Origin of the sequence: Bradyrhizobium sp. AUGA SZCCT0177, from assembly GCF_018130125.1 — a bacterium.
GTDB lineage: Bacteria > Pseudomonadota > Alphaproteobacteria > Rhizobiales > Xanthobacteraceae > Bradyrhizobium.
Map to the genome: position 1 here is coordinate 1 of NZ_JAFCMA010000064.1, position 16,512 is coordinate 16,512.

Annotated in this window: 14 protein-coding genes; 5 read left to right on the plus strand and 9 right to left on the minus strand. The window is 63.5% G+C overall.

Annotated features, from left to right (window positions below; genetic code table 11):
- Window positions 1–386: 386 nt before the first annotated feature.
- On the minus strand, window positions 387–1,619 hold the full coding sequence (locus JQ597_RS37070) for a multidrug effflux MFS transporter (RefSeq protein WP_212270320.1): 1,233 nt from the start codon (window positions 1,617–1,619) through the stop codon (window positions 387–389).
- A gap of 255 nt (window positions 1,620–1,874) precedes the next feature.
- Window positions 1,875–3,710, minus strand: coding sequence for an aminopeptidase P family protein (locus JQ597_RS37075; protein WP_212270321.1), 1,836 nt, complete (start codon window positions 3,708–3,710; stop codon window positions 1,875–1,877).
- Window positions 3,711–3,892: 182 nt separating this feature from the next.
- Here JQ597_RS37075 and JQ597_RS37080 point away from each other — a divergent pair, with 182 nt between their 5' ends.
- Complete coding sequence (locus JQ597_RS37080; protein ID WP_212270322.1) at window positions 3,893–4,078, plus strand: hypothetical protein; 186 nt, start codon at window positions 3,893–3,895, stop codon at window positions 4,076–4,078.
- A 4-nt stretch (window positions 4,079–4,082) separates the two neighbouring features.
- Here the strand turns inward: JQ597_RS37080 and JQ597_RS37085 are convergent, their stop codons facing one another.
- Window positions 4,083–4,973, minus strand: a complete 891-nt coding sequence (locus tag JQ597_RS37085; RefSeq protein ID WP_212270323.1) for a 50S ribosomal protein L11 methyltransferase — start codon at window positions 4,971–4,973, stop codon at window positions 4,083–4,085.
- Window positions 4,974–5,534: 561 nt separating this feature from the next.
- Between JQ597_RS37085 and JQ597_RS37090 the strand changes: the two genes are divergently transcribed.
- On the plus strand, window positions 5,535–5,699 hold the full coding sequence (locus JQ597_RS37090; protein ID WP_212270324.1) for a hypothetical protein: 165 nt from the start codon (window positions 5,535–5,537) through the stop codon (window positions 5,697–5,699).
- A gap of 41 nt (window positions 5,700–5,740) precedes the next feature.
- Here JQ597_RS37090 and JQ597_RS37095 read toward each other — a convergent pair whose 3' ends face one another.
- The gene (locus tag JQ597_RS37095; RefSeq protein WP_212270325.1) at window positions 5,741–7,342 is read right to left on the minus strand and encodes a phytoene desaturase family protein; all 1,602 of its coding nucleotides are present in this window, start codon (window positions 7,340–7,342) and stop codon (window positions 5,741–5,743) included.
- Window positions 7,343–7,518: 176 nt separating this feature from the next.
- On the opposite strand from JQ597_RS37095, the gene JQ597_RS37100 reads away from it, so the two are divergent.
- From JQ597_RS37100 to JQ597_RS37110, 3 genes are all read left to right on the plus strand, one after another.
- Window positions 7,519–9,804: a spermidine synthase gene (locus tag JQ597_RS37100; RefSeq protein ID WP_212270326.1), complete on the plus strand. Its 2,286-nt coding sequence runs from the start codon at window positions 7,519–7,521 to the stop codon at window positions 9,802–9,804.
- Window positions 9,805–9,870: 66 nt separating this feature from the next.
- On the plus strand, window positions 9,871–10,296 hold the full coding sequence (locus JQ597_RS37105; protein ID WP_212270327.1) for a YeeE/YedE family protein: 426 nt from the start codon (window positions 9,871–9,873) through the stop codon (window positions 10,294–10,296).
- 3 nt (window positions 10,297–10,299) lie between these two features.
- On the plus strand, window positions 10,300–10,764 hold the full coding sequence (locus JQ597_RS37110) for a DUF6691 family protein (protein WP_212270328.1): 465 nt from the start codon (window positions 10,300–10,302) through the stop codon (window positions 10,762–10,764).
- Here JQ597_RS37110 and JQ597_RS37115 read toward each other — a convergent pair.
- From JQ597_RS37115 to JQ597_RS37135, 5 genes are all read right to left on the minus strand, one after another.
- A complete protein-coding gene (locus JQ597_RS37115; protein WP_249148470.1) occupies window positions 10,748–11,539 on the minus strand; it encodes a L,D-transpeptidase in 792 nt (263 codons plus the stop codon). The genes JQ597_RS37110 and JQ597_RS37115 overlap by 17 nt on opposite strands.
- A 213-nt stretch (window positions 11,540–11,752) precedes the next feature.
- Window positions 11,753–12,514: an ABC transporter permease gene (locus JQ597_RS37120; protein ID WP_212270329.1), complete on the minus strand. Its 762-nt coding sequence runs from the start codon at window positions 12,512–12,514 to the stop codon at window positions 11,753–11,755.
- A complete protein-coding gene (locus JQ597_RS37125) occupies window positions 12,511–13,434 on the minus strand; it encodes an ABC transporter ATP-binding protein (RefSeq protein ID WP_212270332.1) in 924 nt (307 codons plus the stop codon). The genes JQ597_RS37120 and JQ597_RS37125 overlap by 4 nt, the downstream gene beginning before the upstream one ends.
- Window positions 13,435–13,583: 149 nt before the next feature.
- Complete coding sequence (locus tag JQ597_RS37130; protein WP_249133188.1) at window positions 13,584–14,213, minus strand: OmpA family protein; 630 nt, start codon at window positions 14,211–14,213, stop codon at window positions 13,584–13,586.
- 1,913 nt (window positions 14,214–16,126) lie between these two features.
- Window positions 16,127–16,333 (minus strand): hypothetical protein, encoded by a 207-nt coding sequence (locus JQ597_RS37135; RefSeq protein WP_212270330.1) that lies wholly within the window; start codon window positions 16,331–16,333, stop codon window positions 16,127–16,129.
- Window positions 16,334–16,512: the final 179 nt, after the last annotated feature.

A 16,512-nucleotide genomic window follows, 5' to 3' on the forward strand; every position in this document is an offset into this window, starting at 1 on the left:
AAGCCGTAAAGCCATTGCGCAGGGAAGGCCGGGTGTTCTCCGCTGCCCTGTATGCTCGTGTGCAGCCTACTTAGTGCAAACCGCACACGAGACCGCGGGTGCAGCGCGCACCCGGTCTTCCCTGCGCCCTCTGTTTGAAGAGGGCGGGAAGTTACTGGCAAAGCTCGGGCGCTGCGCGTCGCGAGAACGCTAACACATATTCAGTTGTCATCACCCGCGCATGCGGGTGATCCAGTATTCCAGAGACGTCAATGATTGAACCGATAGGCCGCGGCGTACTGGATCCCCGCCTGCGCGGGGATGACACGATCAATTGGAGCTACACCATCCGCGTCATTGCGAGGAGCGAAGCGACGAAGCAATCGCTCGCAATGACGCGGAGGCGCTTACGGCCCCCTCCTTCGCGGCACGATGAAGATCATGGTCGAGGCGCAGGCGATCGAAATCGCGAAGATCGCGGCGGTGAGCGGCAGTGTCGTGGCGGAATGGCCGCCGAGATAGGCGCCGAACTGCGACACCAGCGAGCCGATCCCCATCTGCAAAAATCCCATCGCGCCGGATGCGGTGCCGGCGGCTTCGGGGCGGACGCTGAGCGCGCCGGCCGCCGAATTCGACATCACGAAGGCGTTGGCGAACATCACGATCATCTGGGTGCCGAACAGGAAGGACGGCGCCTGGTTGGTCCCCGCAAGACTCCACACCAGATTGAGCAGGCTGCCGCCGAGCTGCAGCGCCAGCCCGAACCAGATCAGCTTCTCCAGCTGATAGCGCGGCGAAAAGCGCACGCAGAAGAGATTGCCGACCAGATAGGCGAAGCCGGTTGTCGCAAACCACGCGCCGTATTCGGCGCTGGTGCGGCCCATTTGGGTGACCACGACATAGGGCCCGCCGCCGGCGAAGGTGAAGATGATCTGCGAGGCCAGCACCTGGCACAATGCGTATCCGATGAACGCCCGCGACGTGATGAGGCCGCCGATGTCGCGGCGAAAGCTGCTGCCGGCGGCGCGCTCGCGGCGGGTTTCCGGCAGCATGATCGCGATGCCCACCGTGATCGTCAGCGAAGCCGCGGTGATCAGATAGAAGATCGCGCGCCAGCCGAACGCGGTTTCCAGCAGGCCGCCGGTCAGGGGGCTCAGCATCTGCGCGATCATCATGACCGCAATGACGAGGCTGATCATGGAGCTGATGCGGTCGCGGCTGTAGAGATCGCGGATGATGGCGCGGCTGACCACCATGCCGGTGGCGCCGCCAAGCGCCTGCAAAAAGCGCGCGGCGATCAGCTGCGGCAGGGTCTCGGCGAAGATGCAGCCAACGCTGGCCGCGACCATCAGGGCGAGCCCGCACAGCAGCACCGGGCGGCGCCCGAAGCGGTCCGACAGCGGCCCCATGATGATCTGCGAGCAGGCGATGCCGACCATGAACAGCGACACCGTCATCTGCGCGATCGAAATATCGCGCCCGAACGTCGTCGCCAGCACGGGCAGCGCCGGCACCAGCAGGTAAAGCGAGATCGGCGCGACGCCCGTCATCGCGACGAGCATCAGCAGCATGATCTTCGACGTCGCGATGCCGCCGGTGTCGCCAGCAGCACCGGGCGGCTTGCCCATCACGCCATGCATTCAAGTCCGATCCAGTTGTGTGAATGGGACTGTAGCGGGATGGCTCACGGCGAATACGGCCGTTTCGGCATGCGGCTATGCCGGGATCGGGAGGCGGCATGGTGATGTTTCGTCTCGTGCAACAACCCCAACTGTCATCATCCGCGAAGGCGGATGATCCAGTATTCCAGAGGCCGGAGTTATCTGCGGATAAGCCGCGGCGTACTGGGTCCCCCGCCTTCGCGGGGGACGACAGTCGGAGAGACGGGGCGACTATTAAAGCGGCAGCAGTGCTGCCGTTGCGTCGTCCAGCCACAGCTTGGTCGCGGAGTCATCGAGGTGCGGGCGCACCTCGCGGTTGACGCGTTCGTGGTAGTCGTTCAGCCATTTCAGTTCGGTCGGGCTCAGCATGTGCACGTCGATCAGGCGGCGGTCGATCGGGGCCAGCGTCAGCGTCTCGAACGCGTTGATCGGCTTTTCGGCGCCGGCAACGTCGGTGCCGACGACCAGTTCGAGATTTTCGATCCGGATGCCGTAAGCGTCGGTCTTGTAGTAGCCGGGTTCGTTGGACAGGATCATGCCGCGCTTCAGCGGCGTGGTGCCGAGCTTGGAAATCCGCGCCGGGGCCTCATGCACCGAGAGATAGCTGCCGACGCCGTGGCCGGTGCCGTGCTCGAAATCGAGACCGGCGGCCCAAAGATATTGCCGCGCGAAGCTGTCGAGCTGGGCGCCGGTGGTGCCGTCGGGGAATACCGCGCGCGCGATCGCGATATGGCCGCGCAGCACGCGGGTGAAGCGGTCGCGCATTTCGTCCGTCGGCTCGCCGATCGCGATGGTGCGGGTGACGTCGGTGGTGCCGTCTTCATATTGCGCGCCGGAATCGATCAGCAGCAGGTCGCCGGACGAAATCCGCCGGTTGCTCTTGCGGGTGACGCGGTAGTGCACGATGGCGCCGTTCGGCCCGGTGCCGGCGATGGTCGGAAACGAAACGTCCTTCAGGGCGCAGGTCTGGCGGCGGAAGGTCTCCAGCGCCTCGACGGTGTCGATCTCGGTCAGCGCGCCCGACGGCGCCTCGCGGTCGATCCAGGCCAGAAACCGCGTCAGCGCCACCGCGTCGCGCTGATGCGCGGTGCGGGTGCCTTCGATCTCGGTGATGTTCTTCACCGCCTTCAAGAGACTGACAGGATCGTTGCCGCGCACCGGCTTGCCGCCGGCGGATGCGATCATGCGGCTCAACGCATCGGCCGCGGTGGCGCTGTCGAGGGCGACTGCGGCGCCCTTTTGCGCGAGTTCGGTCAGCATCGGCGTCAGCGCGTCGGGCTCGCGGACGTCGGCGGATTGTTCGAGATGGTCGCGCGTCAGGTTCGAGAGCTTGCGGTGGTCGATGAAGATGGTGGGACGGCCGTCCTTCGGCACCAGCGCGTAGGACAACGGCAGCGGCGTGTGCGAGACATCGGCGCCGCGGATGTTGAAAGTCCAGGCCACCGCGTGCGAATCCGACAGCACCAGCGCCTCGACGCCGAGTTTTGCGATCTCCAGCCGGATGCGCTTGAGCTTCTCGGCTTCGATCTCGCCGGAAAACTGCGCGCCATGAATGGCGACCGGGCCGAGCGGCGGCGCGGGGCGTTCGGTCCACACCGCGTGGAGCGGGTTGTTGTCCACCGCGACCAGCTCCGCGCCGGCCTTGGCGCAGGCCGCCGCCAGCCGCTCGGCTGCCGCCGACGTGTGCAGCCATGGGTCAAAACCGAGGCGATCGCCGGGGCTAAGATGCTTGGCCAGCCAGTGCTCCGGCGGCGGATCGGCCAGCGGCTCGATATGCCAGGCCTTGCGGTCGACCTGCTTGGCGGCCTGCAGCGTATAGCGGCCATCGACGAAAACAGCGGCTTCCTTGGTCAGGACGGCGGCCATGCCGGCCGAGCCGGTGAAGCCGGTGAGCCAGGCCAGCCGCTCTTCCGACGGCGGCACATATTCATTTTGCTGCTGATCGGCGCGGGGAATCACGAATCCCGTCAGCTTGCGCCGCGCCAGTTCCTCGCGGAAGGCGGCCAGCCGTGCGGCCAGCGCCACGCTGCTTTCGAGGTCTTCGAATGTCTGGAAATGGGCTTCGAACATGGCCGGTTCACTCAGGGGTTGGGTGCAGGTCCGCACAACATAGCCATAATTTGGCATAATCTGTGCTTCAATATCCATGTCCGCGTTAGATCGGACGGAACGGTTTGCCGGGCAAGCCGTTCACGTGATGCTACCAGGGGAAATTCCAGGAGTGTTTCATCTCAACGAAGAGGGGATACACGATGCCTGCCTTTATGTTTGAGAAGATCTCGCCGCCCGTCCGCCGCGGCCCAGCCCCTCCGATCGCCAACAAGAAGCAGCGTGGCGTCATCGTCCAGATACTGGACCGGTTCGTCGAGGCGCGGGTCAAACGCACAAAGCAGGAAGAAGAGAAGGGCGTCATCGCCCGCTACAAGCCTCCTGAATGAGTTTCTAGCCCACGTTGCGCAGCAGCAGGCTGCTCCAGCCTTCGATGCGCAGATGCCGCACCGGGACCAGACCCCGCGCACGATAAGCGGCGATCACCGAAGCCGCTTGCGGCGTCAGCAGTCCCGACAGGATAACCAGCGCCGATGGTGCCAGATGCCGCGCCATCGGCGTTGCCAATTGCCGCAACGGATTGGCGAGGATATTCGCCAGCACCAGATCGAACGGGCCGGCCTGCGCGAATTGCGGCGCCGAGAAGCCGGTGGCAGGGATCGCCTGCACCAGATGCCCTGACACGTTCAGCCGGGCGTTCTCCTGCGCAACCCGCACCGAGAGCGGATCGATGTCGCTGGCCAGCACGTTCTCCTGCAGCGCCTTGGCCGCCGCGATCGCCAGCACGCCGGTGCCGGTGCCGAGGTCGAGCACGCGCCGAGGGCGGTGCGCTTTGAGGACATGATCGAGCAGCAGCAGGCAGCCGCGCGTGGTGCCGTGGTGGCCGGTGCCGAACGCCAGCGCCGCCTCGATCTCGATGCCGATCTTGTTGGATGGCACTCGCGCGCGGTCGTGGTGGCCGTGCACGACAAAACGCCCGGCCGGGACCGGGACGAGGTCCTCGAGCGTGGCCTTGACCCAGTCCTTGGCCTCGACCGTGTCGAAGGCGATATTCTTGGCGATGTCTGCGCCGGCGGCGTTGGTGACGAGTTCGCGCACCAGCGCCTGATCCGGCGCGACGGCAAAATGCATGGAGACATCCCAGCGGCCGCCCGGACCTTCAAACGCGGTGATGGCGGCCTGCCCCTCAAAAAAGACTTCGGTAAGTATATCGACAACTAGCTTGGCGGCGGTCTCAGTGCCGACCGCGAAGGCCGCACGGGAGGTAGCAGGGGTGGAGGTCATTGGGGAACCACGAGAAAACAGCGGGAAGGCTCAAACTTGAGCAAGTTTCAGTTCGTAAGGTCGGGAGAACCTACCACTGGCGGCGGCCGGCGGAACCGGTTCCGTGGCCTCTCTGAAGTACCCCAATCATGGCTGATCTTGCCAGCCCCATTTCCAGCATAAGAACCACTCTCCTAATTGCGTCGAGGACACCCATCGTCTCATTCCCTGATTGATTGAGCGGTCGCCGCCTGGCGTGCGGTCGCGCTTGCACAGGTTATCGACCCTGAACGCAACGCTTTTCCACAAGGTCATGCACCGGAACATACAGGAGACCTCCACAGGCCAGCACTGCCGGTTTGCACCGCCGATGCACCAGTTTCTCCACCGGTGGTCCAACAGTTTTTCCACACCTTGTCCACGGCGGAAGCGATCGCAATTTTCAAGGCTTGTTAGCCAATTCACCGCCGATTCACAGCGTTTGCTGATCGGCGCCGCGACCGGGGATGCGGGAACCCGGCGTTAAACGGGCGCATGCCAGGATCGGTGCCGTAAATAAATATAACAAGGGGGAAATTTGAAATGGCCAAGATTACCGCAGTTATTGCAGTCATGTGTGCGTTGTGCGCTTTCGTCAGCTATCCGTCGGCTGAGGAGCGCCGCCAGTCCGCGATGGAGACGATCTCGCCGCTGGCGATGATGCAGACCGCGCGGGTGCTTCCGACCGAAGCCTACGACGCCATCTAGCCACCGAGCAGGGCGCGGCACCGGTAGCGGTGTTGCGCCCCTCAACCAAACAGCGCGCGGTGATCGCCCAGGATCGCCTTGGCGGCGTTGTGGCCGGGGGCGCCGGTGACGCCGCCGCCGGGATGGGCGCCCGAGCCGCAATGGTAAAGGCCCTTCAGCGGCCCGCGGTAATCGGCATGGCCCAGCATCGGCCGCGCCGAGAACAACTGGTTCAGCGTCAGCGCGCCGTGAAAGATGTCGCCACCGAGCAGACCGAACTGGCGCTCCAGATCGAGCGGCGACAGCACCTGTCGGCCGACGACGCTTCCCGCAAAGCCCGGCGCATATTTGTCCACCGTCGCGATCATCAGGTCGGCCACTTCCTCGCGATGGTCGTCCCACGATTTTCCGTCCGGCAATTGCGGCGCGACGTGTTGGCAGAACAGGCTCGCGACATGCTGGCCGGGTGGGCAGAGCGAATCATCGAGCGTCGAGGGGATCAACAACTCGACCACCGGCTCGCGGCTCCAGCCCCGCTCGCGGGCGTCCTGCCAGGCGCGGTCCATGTAATCGAGACTGGGGGCGAGGATGATCCCGGCCGTGAGATGATCGCCTTCGCCCGGCAGCGCCGTGAACGAGGGCAGGGCGGTCAGCGCCACATTCATCCGGAAGGTGCCGGAGCCGTTGCGCCAGTGGGTGATGCGATCGAGAAATTCCGGCGCCAGCGCTTCTTGTGGCACGAGGCGCGTGTAGAGCAATTTCGGATTGACGCCGGAGACGACGTATTTCGCGCGCACGGTCTTTCCATTGTCGAGGATGACACCAACCGCGCGGCCGCCTTCGACAATCACCTCGCGCACGCCGGCATCGAGTTCGATGTCGGCGCCATGGCCGCGCGCCGCGCGCGCCATCGCCTGCGTGATCGCGCCCATGCCGCCGATGGCGTGGCCCCACACGCCCTTTTTGCCGTTCACCTCGCCGAACGCATGGTGCAGCATCACGTAAGCCGAGCCCGCCGCGTAGGGGCTGGCGTAATTGCCGACGATGGCGTCGAAGCCGAACAGCGCTTTCACCAGGTCGCTCTCGAAGCGTTCGTCCAGCATCTCGCCGGCCGAGCGTGTGAACAGATCGAGCAGGCTGCGCTGCTGTTCCAGCGACAGCTTGTTCAGGATACTGGCGGTGCCGAGCGCGTTGAAAGTCTCGCGGATCGCGCCGAGGCTGAAGCCTTCGACGATGTTCGGCGGGGCGCGTAGCACCAGTTGCCGCAATACATCCGCAATGCCCTCCAGCTCGTGCGCGAACGCAACGAGGCGATCGGCGTCGCGTGGGCTCAATCTGGTGACTGAATCCCGGGTGCGGCCTTCGCCGGTGAGGAGATAGCTGCCATCGGGCGCGGGCAGGAAATTCTGCGCGCGGCGTTCGACGATGCGCAGGCCGTGCTCGGCCAGCTTCAAATCGGTGATGATCTGCGGATTGAGCAGGCTGACGGTGTAGGCGGCCACCGAATTGCGGAATCCCGGGTGGAATTCCTCGGTCACGGCGGCGCCGCCGACCACCTTGCGGCGCTCGACCAGCTTCACGCGCAGGCCGGCCATCGCGAGATAGGCCGCGCAGGTGAGGCCGTTATGCCCCGCACCGATGATGACGATGTCCGTTTCGTTCATGTGCGCTTCAAGAAAGTTTGACTAAGCCGTGCCGTTGCGCCGCCCCGGCGTCCCCTCAATCCACCATTTTGCGGTTCCTTGCTAGCCTTGTTGCCATATGCTCCATTAAACGTCTCTGGCGCTTCCATGCCGGAATTCCGCCCTCCGGCGCCCGCCGGGTCCATGCCGGAGCTCTCATGAGCCTTTCTGAACCGTCCGCCGCCACGGACCTGTCGTCCGATTCCCGGAACCGGATGGTTCTGGTGGTCTACACCGCGGCGATCTTCGTCAGCGCGCTGCTGCTGTTCTCGGTGCAGCCGCTGTTTACCAAGATGGTGCTGCCGCGGCTCGGCGGCTCGCCGGCGGTGTGGTCGGTGGCGATGGTGTTCTTTCAGTCGCTGCTGCTGGGCGGCTATGCCTATGCGCATTTTCTGATGCAGCTCCGCAACCGCGCCGTCCCTGTGGCCGTGCATCTGGTGTTGCTCGTCATTGCCATGCTGACGCTGCCGCTGTCGATCTCGAGCGGCTGGGGCGAGCCGCCGAATTCGGGCTATGCGGTCTGGCTATTGGGTCTCTTTGCGGTATCGATCGGGCTGCCGTTCTTTGCGCTCGCCGCCAACAACCCGCTGCTGCAGGCCTGGTTCGTCCGCACCGGCCATCCCAGCGGGCCCGATCCTTACTTTCTCTATGCGTCCTCCAACATCGGCAGTTTCCTGGCGCTGTTGTCCTATCCGGTGCTGCTGGAGCCCATGTTTACGCTCCGCGCGCAAAACCTGATATGGACTTGCGGCTATGGCGTGCTGATCGTGCTGATCGCAAGCTGCGCAATGTTGCTGCTGCGTTCGCCGGCCAATGCGGCTGACCTGAACATGCCTGCCGACGATGCGGATGCGCCGGCGCCGTCATGGATGACGCGCGCGCGCTGGATTTTCCTCGCAGCGGTGCCGTCGGGTCTGCTGATCGCGGTGACAGCGCATATCTCCACCGACGTCGCCGCGGCTCCTCTGTTATGGGTGCTGCCGCTGTCGCTGTATCTGTTGACCTGGGTGCTGGTGTTCCAGTCGCGGCCGCTGCTGCCGCACAAATGGATGTTGCTGGCGCAGCCGCTGGCGATCGCCGGCGTCGTCGTGCTGCTTGCCTTCGGCGGCGAGCAGAATTTGCTGCTGACGCTCGGCGGGCACCAATTGTGTTTCTTCGTCATCGCGATGGCCTGCCATGGCGAACTGGCGCGGACGCGGCCGGCCGCCAAGTATCTCACCGGCTTCTATGTCGCGCTGTCGTTCGGCGGCATGGTCGGCGGCCTCTTCGCGGGCCTGATCGCCCCCTTCACCTTTTCCTGGATCGCCGAATACCCGATCCTGCTGGCGCTGGCGGCACTGTGCCGGCCGACGGGTAACGAACGGTTGCCGCGCTGGAGCGATTGGTACTGGCCGTTCCTCGCCGTGCTGGCGGTGGCGCTGATCGCACCGTCCTGGTCACCAGGCAAGGTCATGCACTGGCTCGACGATCACCGCGTCTGGATGATCGGCGCGGTCGGCGTGCTCTCGGCATTGCTGGCACTTGGGCTGAACGCCAGCCGCTGGAAGATCTTTGCAACCGTTGTGGTGGCGCTGGTGCTGCTGCGCGCCTACCCTTCCGACGACGGGCGGGTGGAGACCGTGCGCAGCTTCTTCGGCGTCCACAAGATCGTGGTGACGTCGAACGGCCAGTATCATGTGCTGATGCACGGCACCACGATCCACGGAGCCGAAAAATTCAAGAACGATGACGGCACGCCAGTGACCGGCCGGCCCGAGCCGATCACCTACTACCACAAGGATGGCGGCATCGGGCAGGCGATCACGGCGGTGCGGGAGCGGAAAGGGGCCGCGCTGCGGGTTGCGGTGATCGGGCTTGGCTCGGGCACGCTGACCTGCGCCTCGTTGCCGGGCGAGGACTGGAAGTTCTTCGAGATCGACCAGACCATGGTCGATACCGCGCGCGATCCGAAATATTTCACCTATATCAGCAAGTGCGAGCCGGACCTGAAGCCGGTGATCGGCGATGCGCGGCTGACCTTCGCGCGCGAACCGAACGGTGTCTACGACCTGATCATCGTCGACGCCTATTCGTCGGATGCAATTCCGATTCATCTGGCGACCGAAGAGGCGATGGAGATCTACAAGGAAAAGCTCGCGCCGCAGGGTGTGGTCGCGATGCACGTTTCCAACCGGCATCTGGAGCTGTCCAGCGTCGTGGTCGGCATTGCCGACGCCAACGACATGAAGAGTTGGGTCTACAGCGAGGATTCCGGCCGCGACAGTGAGTACATCTTCTCGACCTCGGTGGTGGTGTCGGCGCGGCACGAGGCCGATGTCGGCACGCTCGCATCATCGGACAAATGGGCCGAGACCGAAGCCGAAGACCACCAGCGGGTCTGGACAGACGATTACTCCAACGTGCTGGGGGCCGTTTGGCGCCGGATGCGCGACGGCGACCAATAGGCCCATTGCGATAATTCGTTGCGGGTTTATGGTTCGGGGCGCTTTCCAAACGAACGGAATTTCGCCATGGCCAATTTCACTCCCTTGTCGGCCGCGATCGGCGGCGCGCTGATCGGCCTTTCCGCCGTGCTGTTGATGCTGCTGACCGGCCGGATCGCGGGCATCAGCGGCATCTTCGCGGGGCTCCTGAATATCAGGAGCGAGGACAAGGCCTGGCGCATCGCCTTCATCGCGGGGCTGATGCTGGTTCCCGTTATCGCCGGATGGATCGGCTACGGCATGGCGACACCCAAGCTGCCGGCGAACTGGGCCGTCATCGTGGCGGCGGGGCTATTGGTTGGTTTCGGCACGCGGCTCGGCGGCGGCTGTACCTCCGGTCACGGCATTTGCGGGATTGGACGGCTGTCGGTGCGCTCGATCGCGGCGACCATCGTCTTTATGGTGACGGCGGTGATCACCGTGGCCGTCACCCGCCACATGTTGGGAGGCTGAGCCATGGAAATCATATCGCGGATCATTGCGCCGTTGTTGTGTGGCCTGATCTTCGGAGCCGGCTTGCTCGTTTCGGGAATGGTGCAGCCGACCAAGGTGCTCGCATTCCTCGATATCTTTGGCGCGTGGGATCCAAGCCTCGCCGTGGTGATGGCGGCGGCATTGGCTGTCGCCACTCCCGGCTTCATGCTGGCAAGGCAGCGCGCGCGGCCGGTGCTGGCCGGGCAGTATTTCTGGCCGGGCAAATCCGACATCGATGCGCCGCTGGTGCTGGGCGCAGGACTGTTCGGCGTAGGGTGGGGTCTCGTTGGATTGTGCCCGGGACCGGCGCTGGAGAGCCTGGCGACGCTGTCGCCGGGCGTGATTGTGTTCGTCGTGGCGATGGCCAGCGGGATGCTGCTTCACGACACATGGCAGGCGTCGCGGCCACCGTTGCAACCGCAAGTCTCGATCAATCCTGATAGGTGAACAGCCCGCGCCGCTGGTAATATGGCTGCGGCTGCGGCTGCGGCTGGTAATAGCCCTGCGGCGCCGGCGCGTAGCCGCGGTTGTCATAATATTGCGGCTGCGGCTGCGGATAGGCCTGGGCGCCGTAGAGGCGGCGATCGCGCGGCGCCGGATAACGCGCCTCGCTGGAACTGCCGTCGGTCGGATAGATGTAGCCGTCCTCGGCGCGACCCTGCGGCGCCATGCCGGGCTGCGGCGTGATCACGACGGGATCACCAGCGGCGTTGGATTGCTGCTCATATTGCTGCGGCGGAGCACGGCGTGCGACGGCGCTGGTGCGCGGCCGCGGATTGCGCGCCAAGGCGACCTGGGATGAGCCGGTCAGCGTCACCGTGGTGTTGAGCACGCCTTGCTCCTGCACCAGCGCATAGAGCTTCGCGGCGTTGTCGCGCGACAGCCGCACGCAGCCATGCGAAGCCGGAGAGCCGAGCCGGTTGACGGAATCGGTGCCGTGAATGGCGTGGCCGACCTTCGTGAAGAAGATCGAATGCGGCATCGGCGCTTCGTCAAATTCCTTGGAATAGTGATCCGCTTCCATGCGGAAGGCGCGGAAGCTGCCGTTCGGCGTTTCATAGGAGGGAAGGCCGCTCGACACCGGCCAGCGATAGCGCTCGACGCCGTCGACGGCGACGGTCATCTGCTGGCTATCCTTGTCGACGGTGATGGCGACTTTGGCCTGCGCGGCGCTGGTCATGAACAACATCAGGCCGGTGACGGCAACGAGGAAGGAACGCAATTTCACTTTGGCCTCCAGGCCGTTTTACCGCAGCGCCATGAATGCAAGCGAAGCGGCTCTCCGTCCCCCGGCATCCAATATGCCCGGAATCCGGTCGCCGTTCCAGCGGCCTGCGGACCCATCGTTAATGTGCCCCACGGCGCAAACAAGGCGGAGAGGGGGCTGAATCACGCTGATAGTGCTGACTTTTTCGCGAGCGGGCGGGGGAGTCCGTCAATTCTTGAGCCGGTACCCCGTCCTGAAGATCCACCACACCATCACCATGCACACCGCGAGGAAGCCCAGCGTCATGCCGAGGCTTAAGCCGACGCTGACGTCGGCGATTTCGTAGAAACTCCAGCGGAAGCCGGAGATCAGATAGACCACCGGATTGAGCAGCGTGATGGTGCGCCAGCCCGACGGCAGCATGTTCACCGAATAGAAGCTGCCGCCGAGGAAGGTCAGCGGCGTCACCACCAGCATCGGGATCATCTGCAGTTTTTCGAAACCGTCGGCCCAGATGCCGATGATGAAGCCGAACAGGCTGAAGGTCACCGCCGTCAGCACCAGGAAGGTCAGCATCCACCAGGGATGCATGATGTGCAGCGGCACGAACAGGGCGGCGGTGGCGAGGATGATCAGGCCGAGGATGATCGACTTGGTGGCGGCGGCGCCGACATAGCCCAGCACGATCTCGAAATACGACACCGGCGCCGAAAGCAATTCATAGATCGTGCCGACGAATTTCGGAAAGTAGATGCCGAACGAGGCGTTGGCGATGCTCTGCGTCAAGACCGACAGCATCACCAGTCCCGGCACGATGAAGGTGCCGTAGCTGACGCCGTCGACCTCGGTGATGCGCGAGCCGATCGCGGCGCCGAACACCACGAAATACAGCGAGGTGGAAACGACCGGTGAGACGATGCTCTGCAGCAGCGTGCGCCAGGTGCGCGCCATTTCGAACAGATAGATGGCTTGAACGGCCCGCCAGTTCATGGTGCCCTCACCAGGCTGACGAAGATGTCTTCGAGCGACGATTGCGTGGTGTCGAGGTCGGAGATGCGGATGCCGGCGTTACGGAGGTCGCTGAGCAGGCTGGTGATGCCGGTGCGGTCGCCCTTGGTGTCGTAATTATAGGTCACCGCGCGGCCGTCCTCGGACAGTTCGAGATTGTAGGCGGCAAGCGCCTCAGGGATCGCCTCGACCTTGCTCTGCAAATACAGCTTGAGATGCTTCTTGCCGAGTTTTTGCATCAGCCCGGCCTTGTCCTCGACCAGGATGATCTCGCCCTTGTTGATGACGCCGATGCGGTCGGCCATCTCCTCGGCCTCTTCGATGTAATGCGTGGTCAGGATGATGGTGACGCCGGAGGCCTGCAGGGCGCGCACCACTTCCCACATGCCCTTGCGCAGTTCGACGTCGACGCCCGCGGTCGGCTCGTCGAGGAACAGGATCTGCGGCTCGTGCGACAGCGCCTTTGCGATCATGACGCGGCGTTTCATGCCGCCGGACAGCGTGACGATCTTGGAATCCTTCTTGTCCCACAGCGACAGGTCTTTGAGCACCTTCTCGATATGGGCGGGGTTCTTCGGCTTGCCGAACAGGCCGCGGCTGAAACTCACGGTCGCCCACACCGATTCGAAGGCGTCGGTGTGCAGTTCCTGCGGCACCAGCCCGATCAGCGAGCGTGCGGCGCGGTAATCCTTGTTGATGTCGTGGCCGTCGACGGTGACGCGGCCTTCGCTCAAATTCGCGATGCCGCAGATGATGCTGATCAGCGTGGTCTTGCCGGCGCCGTTCGGTCCCAGCAGCGCGAAAATCTCGCCGCGGCGGATATCCAGATTGATGCCGTTCAGCGCCTTGAAACCCGAACCATAGGTCTTGGACAGGTTGGCGACGGAAATGATCGGGGACATGGAGAGCATGGTCGCAGTCTGATCTGAAATTGTGGCAACTGAGATGGCGCAGCGCTGCGGCCGCGTTAGCGCGGGCGGGGGCAGCGGGAACTTTCAGATAGGAATGCGCGGGCCGCTTCGCAATCGGCGAATGGAATTATAATCTCTTGCTACTGCTTTTTCTTGGCCGGTTTTTTCGCAGCCGCGCCTTTTGCCGCCGCGGCCGGCTCGGCCTGCTCGGGCACCTTCGCCAGCGTCATGATCTGCGTCTGCGCATTGACGGGTCCATTGGGACGGGCGGGATCGAGCAGTTGCTCCTCGCCCAGTCCGACCGACTGCAGCCGCTTCGCCGAGATCTTGAAGGTGTTGACCAGGATGTCGCGGATCGCGTCGGCGCGGCGCTGGCTGAGGAAGACGTTGTGGTCGCGCCTGCCGGTCGATTCGACATGGCCGACGATCAGGAACGTGTAGTTCAGCAGGGCGGAGTTGACCAGCGTATCGGCCAGCCGTCCGATGGTCTGATAGGATTCCGGCCGCACGATCGGGGTGTCGGTGTCGAACTGGATGTCGACATTGAAGCTCGGCAGCTTGCTCAGTTCGGGCGCGATCGGCGGCCTTTTGTTCGGCGGCGGCTCGTTCTTGCCCCGTTGTTTCGAGCGCTCGAGGACCTGCTGGCGCAGCGCGGGGATATCCAGCTCCAGCGGCGTTTCCAGCCCGCTGAGCTTGGTTGCGACGTCGTCCTGCGCCCGGTAGCCGACATCGGCGATGGACTTGGTGCATCGCGCGCTCACGGTCGGCAGCGCCAGCAGGCAAGCCAGGGACTTGAACACCTCGCGTCCCTTGCCGCCGCACTTCTTGACCACTTCGAACTCGCACTCCCGCCCGACGGTGGCGCGCGCCGCGATGCGTTTCTGGATCGCATCGAACGCCCGGGGATAATCGGTCTTGCACGCCGCCGACATCACGTCCTGGTTGCGATAGAGACACTCCTTCAGGCGGGTGGAGTCGATGTTGACGCCGCGGCAATTGGCGGTGATGTCGGGGGCGCAGCTCTTGCCGAGAATGGCGGCCCCCTCGCCAAAGCTGATGGTCTGCGCCGACGCCAGCGACGGCGCCGTGAGCGCAAGGATCAGCAGGATGGATTTGCCCCGGAACATGGTTGCATCTCAACCGATGAATCCGCCGTTGGTCAAGGGCTTGGGCGAACAGAATGCCGTTCTGTCATATTGTCCGTTGTTCATAGTGTCTCCCTTCGCTCGGCAAGCCGGCTCGCCGTGGTCCCGGCTGGAATACGGGGCCCGGCAGGTCGAGCCCGATTGACCGGGCGCCCTTGGCGATTCGGACTTACATGTCGAACAGCGGAGGATGTGAATCCGCGTTCTCGCGGCGCGATACGCCCGAGGTTTGCGTCCGTTCGACCCTCCGAGGAATCAGAGGGCGCAGGGAATGCCGGATGCGCGCTGCACCCGCGGTCTCATGTGCGGTTAGCACAAAAAATGCTGCACATGAGCATACAGGGCAGCGGAGAACATCCGACATTCCCTGCGCAATGGCTTTACGGCTTATGCCGTGCTCTCCCCGGAGACGAGTTCTTGGTTGACTCCGTCACTGCCGTTTCCGCTCACGCCTCTCCGACAGCTTGACGCCTGCAACGGGCGCTAGGACCACACGGTTTTGCCGTACGCTTAATCCACGCCGTCGTCAGACGTGAACCATGCGTCCACCGCGACCCGCCCCTCGTTGTGACGATGGCCAACGCCCCTCTGAGTGGGACGGGATGGGTGAGAATGTGCCGGTGATTTGGATCGAAGGAAAGGGGAATATTTTTGATTTTCGGAAATTTAGGGCTTGACGTGATTTCCGAAAAACAGAACTGATTTGCCCGTCGGGTTACTTTGTCGCAGCCGCCGTATCGAGATCGCTATTGCGTACGAGGCGACTCAGTTCGCGGAGCGCGTAGGTGAGTTAGGGCGTGAATCCAAGAATTCAGGATGGTCTACGGACGTCCGCTTTGCTGCGCATTCCGGACCCAAGTCGGGCATCGCGTGAGAGTTGGCCCGGCGCTCAAGCCGTATCTGCTGCAGATGACGCGGACGTGTACCGGTCAGGTTGATCGGCTCGAAACCAAGCATTGAACAAGGACGGGTCGGCGTCTTCGCTGCAGCCCTGTCATCTCGGTCGCTTTTGATGCGCGCTGCTCATTGACGTCGTCTGCCTGTATAAAATTGACCACCTCGTCGCCGAATAGCTTCCCTGGCCGTTGGAACCTACTTGCAGACAGGAACGTTCCTTGTTGGAGCGCCGCGCTTTCATGCTGAAATCGCGCGTGCTTCAATAGGAGTACACCATGAACATTTTCTATATCATCGGCGTCATCGTCGTCATTCTCGTCGTCGCCAGCTTTCTCGGGCTGCGTTGAACGGGATAGTTGGTGGGCCTCGCGATTATGAGTTCAGGTCGCGAATTCTGAACCCAAGCACGGCGAGCGAGAGCGTTGCCCCGGTCGAATTGGCGAGACCCGATCGTCTTTTCGCAACGCCGTAAGCCGAAAGGCATAGACCGGTCGAAAGTGCCGCCAGCATTTTCAATGCCTGATCAGACTTGGAGTGTCGCGCTGTCGTTTTCTGAAGCTGCGGTCGATGCGAAAGCGATGTCGATGCCGCTGCCAATACTCAAAGAATGTGGGCTCTGTATTGCACGGGACGGCAGGCCGCTAGCTCAAGCGACTTAGCGCTTCTTCGGTCACGATCCGCTCAAAATTCTCTTCCTTGCTCTTGACGCGATATCGAAGGCGCCCGTCGGCCTCCACGGGCAGCAGTGCGAGGATCGTATAGACATTGCTCTGCTCGACGACATCGCGGCCCTGCGGTCCGTCAACCTGGCGAAAGACATCGTCGTCGATATGATAAGCGTGTTGCATCATGTGCCTCGATTGCGAGAGTAGGCCGCAGCTTCGGATTTTCCTGCTGCTCAACGGATTTTGAATCGGCTGGGGACAATGCTGCAGCATCTATTCAGCGTGCGGGTTACCAAGGTTGCCGGATTTCTCCGCCCGACCTCGCCATAACTCTATGGCCGTAGTCCACGCTGCCCAGCCGA

Excerpts from the sequence above, each read along its gene's own strand:
- JQ597_RS37070 (WP_212270320.1), bottom strand. The coding sequence starts at position 1,619 with ATGCATGGCGTGATGGGCAAGCCGCCCGGTGCTGCTGGCGACACCGGC.
- JQ597_RS37075 (WP_212270321.1), bottom strand. The coding sequence starts at position 3,710 with ATGTTCGAAGCCCATTTCCAGACATTCGAAGACCTCGAAAGCAGCGTG.
- JQ597_RS37080 (WP_212270322.1), top strand. The coding sequence starts at position 3,893 with ATGCCTGCCTTTATGTTTGAGAAGATCTCGCCGCCCGTCCGCCGCGGC.
- JQ597_RS37085 (WP_212270323.1), bottom strand. The coding sequence starts at position 4,973 with ATGACCTCCACCCCTGCTACCTCCCGTGCGGCCTTCGCGGTCGGCACT.
- JQ597_RS37090 (WP_212270324.1), top strand. The coding sequence starts at position 5,535 with ATGGCCAAGATTACCGCAGTTATTGCAGTCATGTGTGCGTTGTGCGCT.
- JQ597_RS37095 (WP_212270325.1), bottom strand. The coding sequence starts at position 7,342 with ATGAACGAAACGGACATCGTCATCATCGGTGCGGGGCATAACGGCCTC.
- JQ597_RS37100 (WP_212270326.1), top strand. The coding sequence starts at position 7,519 with ATGAGCCTTTCTGAACCGTCCGCCGCCACGGACCTGTCGTCCGATTCC.
- JQ597_RS37105 (WP_212270327.1), top strand. The coding sequence starts at position 9,871 with ATGGCCAATTTCACTCCCTTGTCGGCCGCGATCGGCGGCGCGCTGATC.
- JQ597_RS37110 (WP_212270328.1), top strand. The coding sequence starts at position 10,300 with ATGGAAATCATATCGCGGATCATTGCGCCGTTGTTGTGTGGCCTGATC.
- JQ597_RS37120 (WP_212270329.1), bottom strand. The coding sequence starts at position 12,514 with ATGAACTGGCGGGCCGTTCAAGCCATCTATCTGTTCGAAATGGCGCGC.
- JQ597_RS37125 (WP_212270332.1), bottom strand. The coding sequence starts at position 13,434 with ATGTCCCCGATCATTTCCGTCGCCAACCTGTCCAAGACCTATGGTTCG.
- JQ597_RS37135 (WP_212270330.1), bottom strand. The coding sequence starts at position 16,333 with ATGCAACACGCTTATCATATCGACGACGATGTCTTTCGCCAGGTTGAC.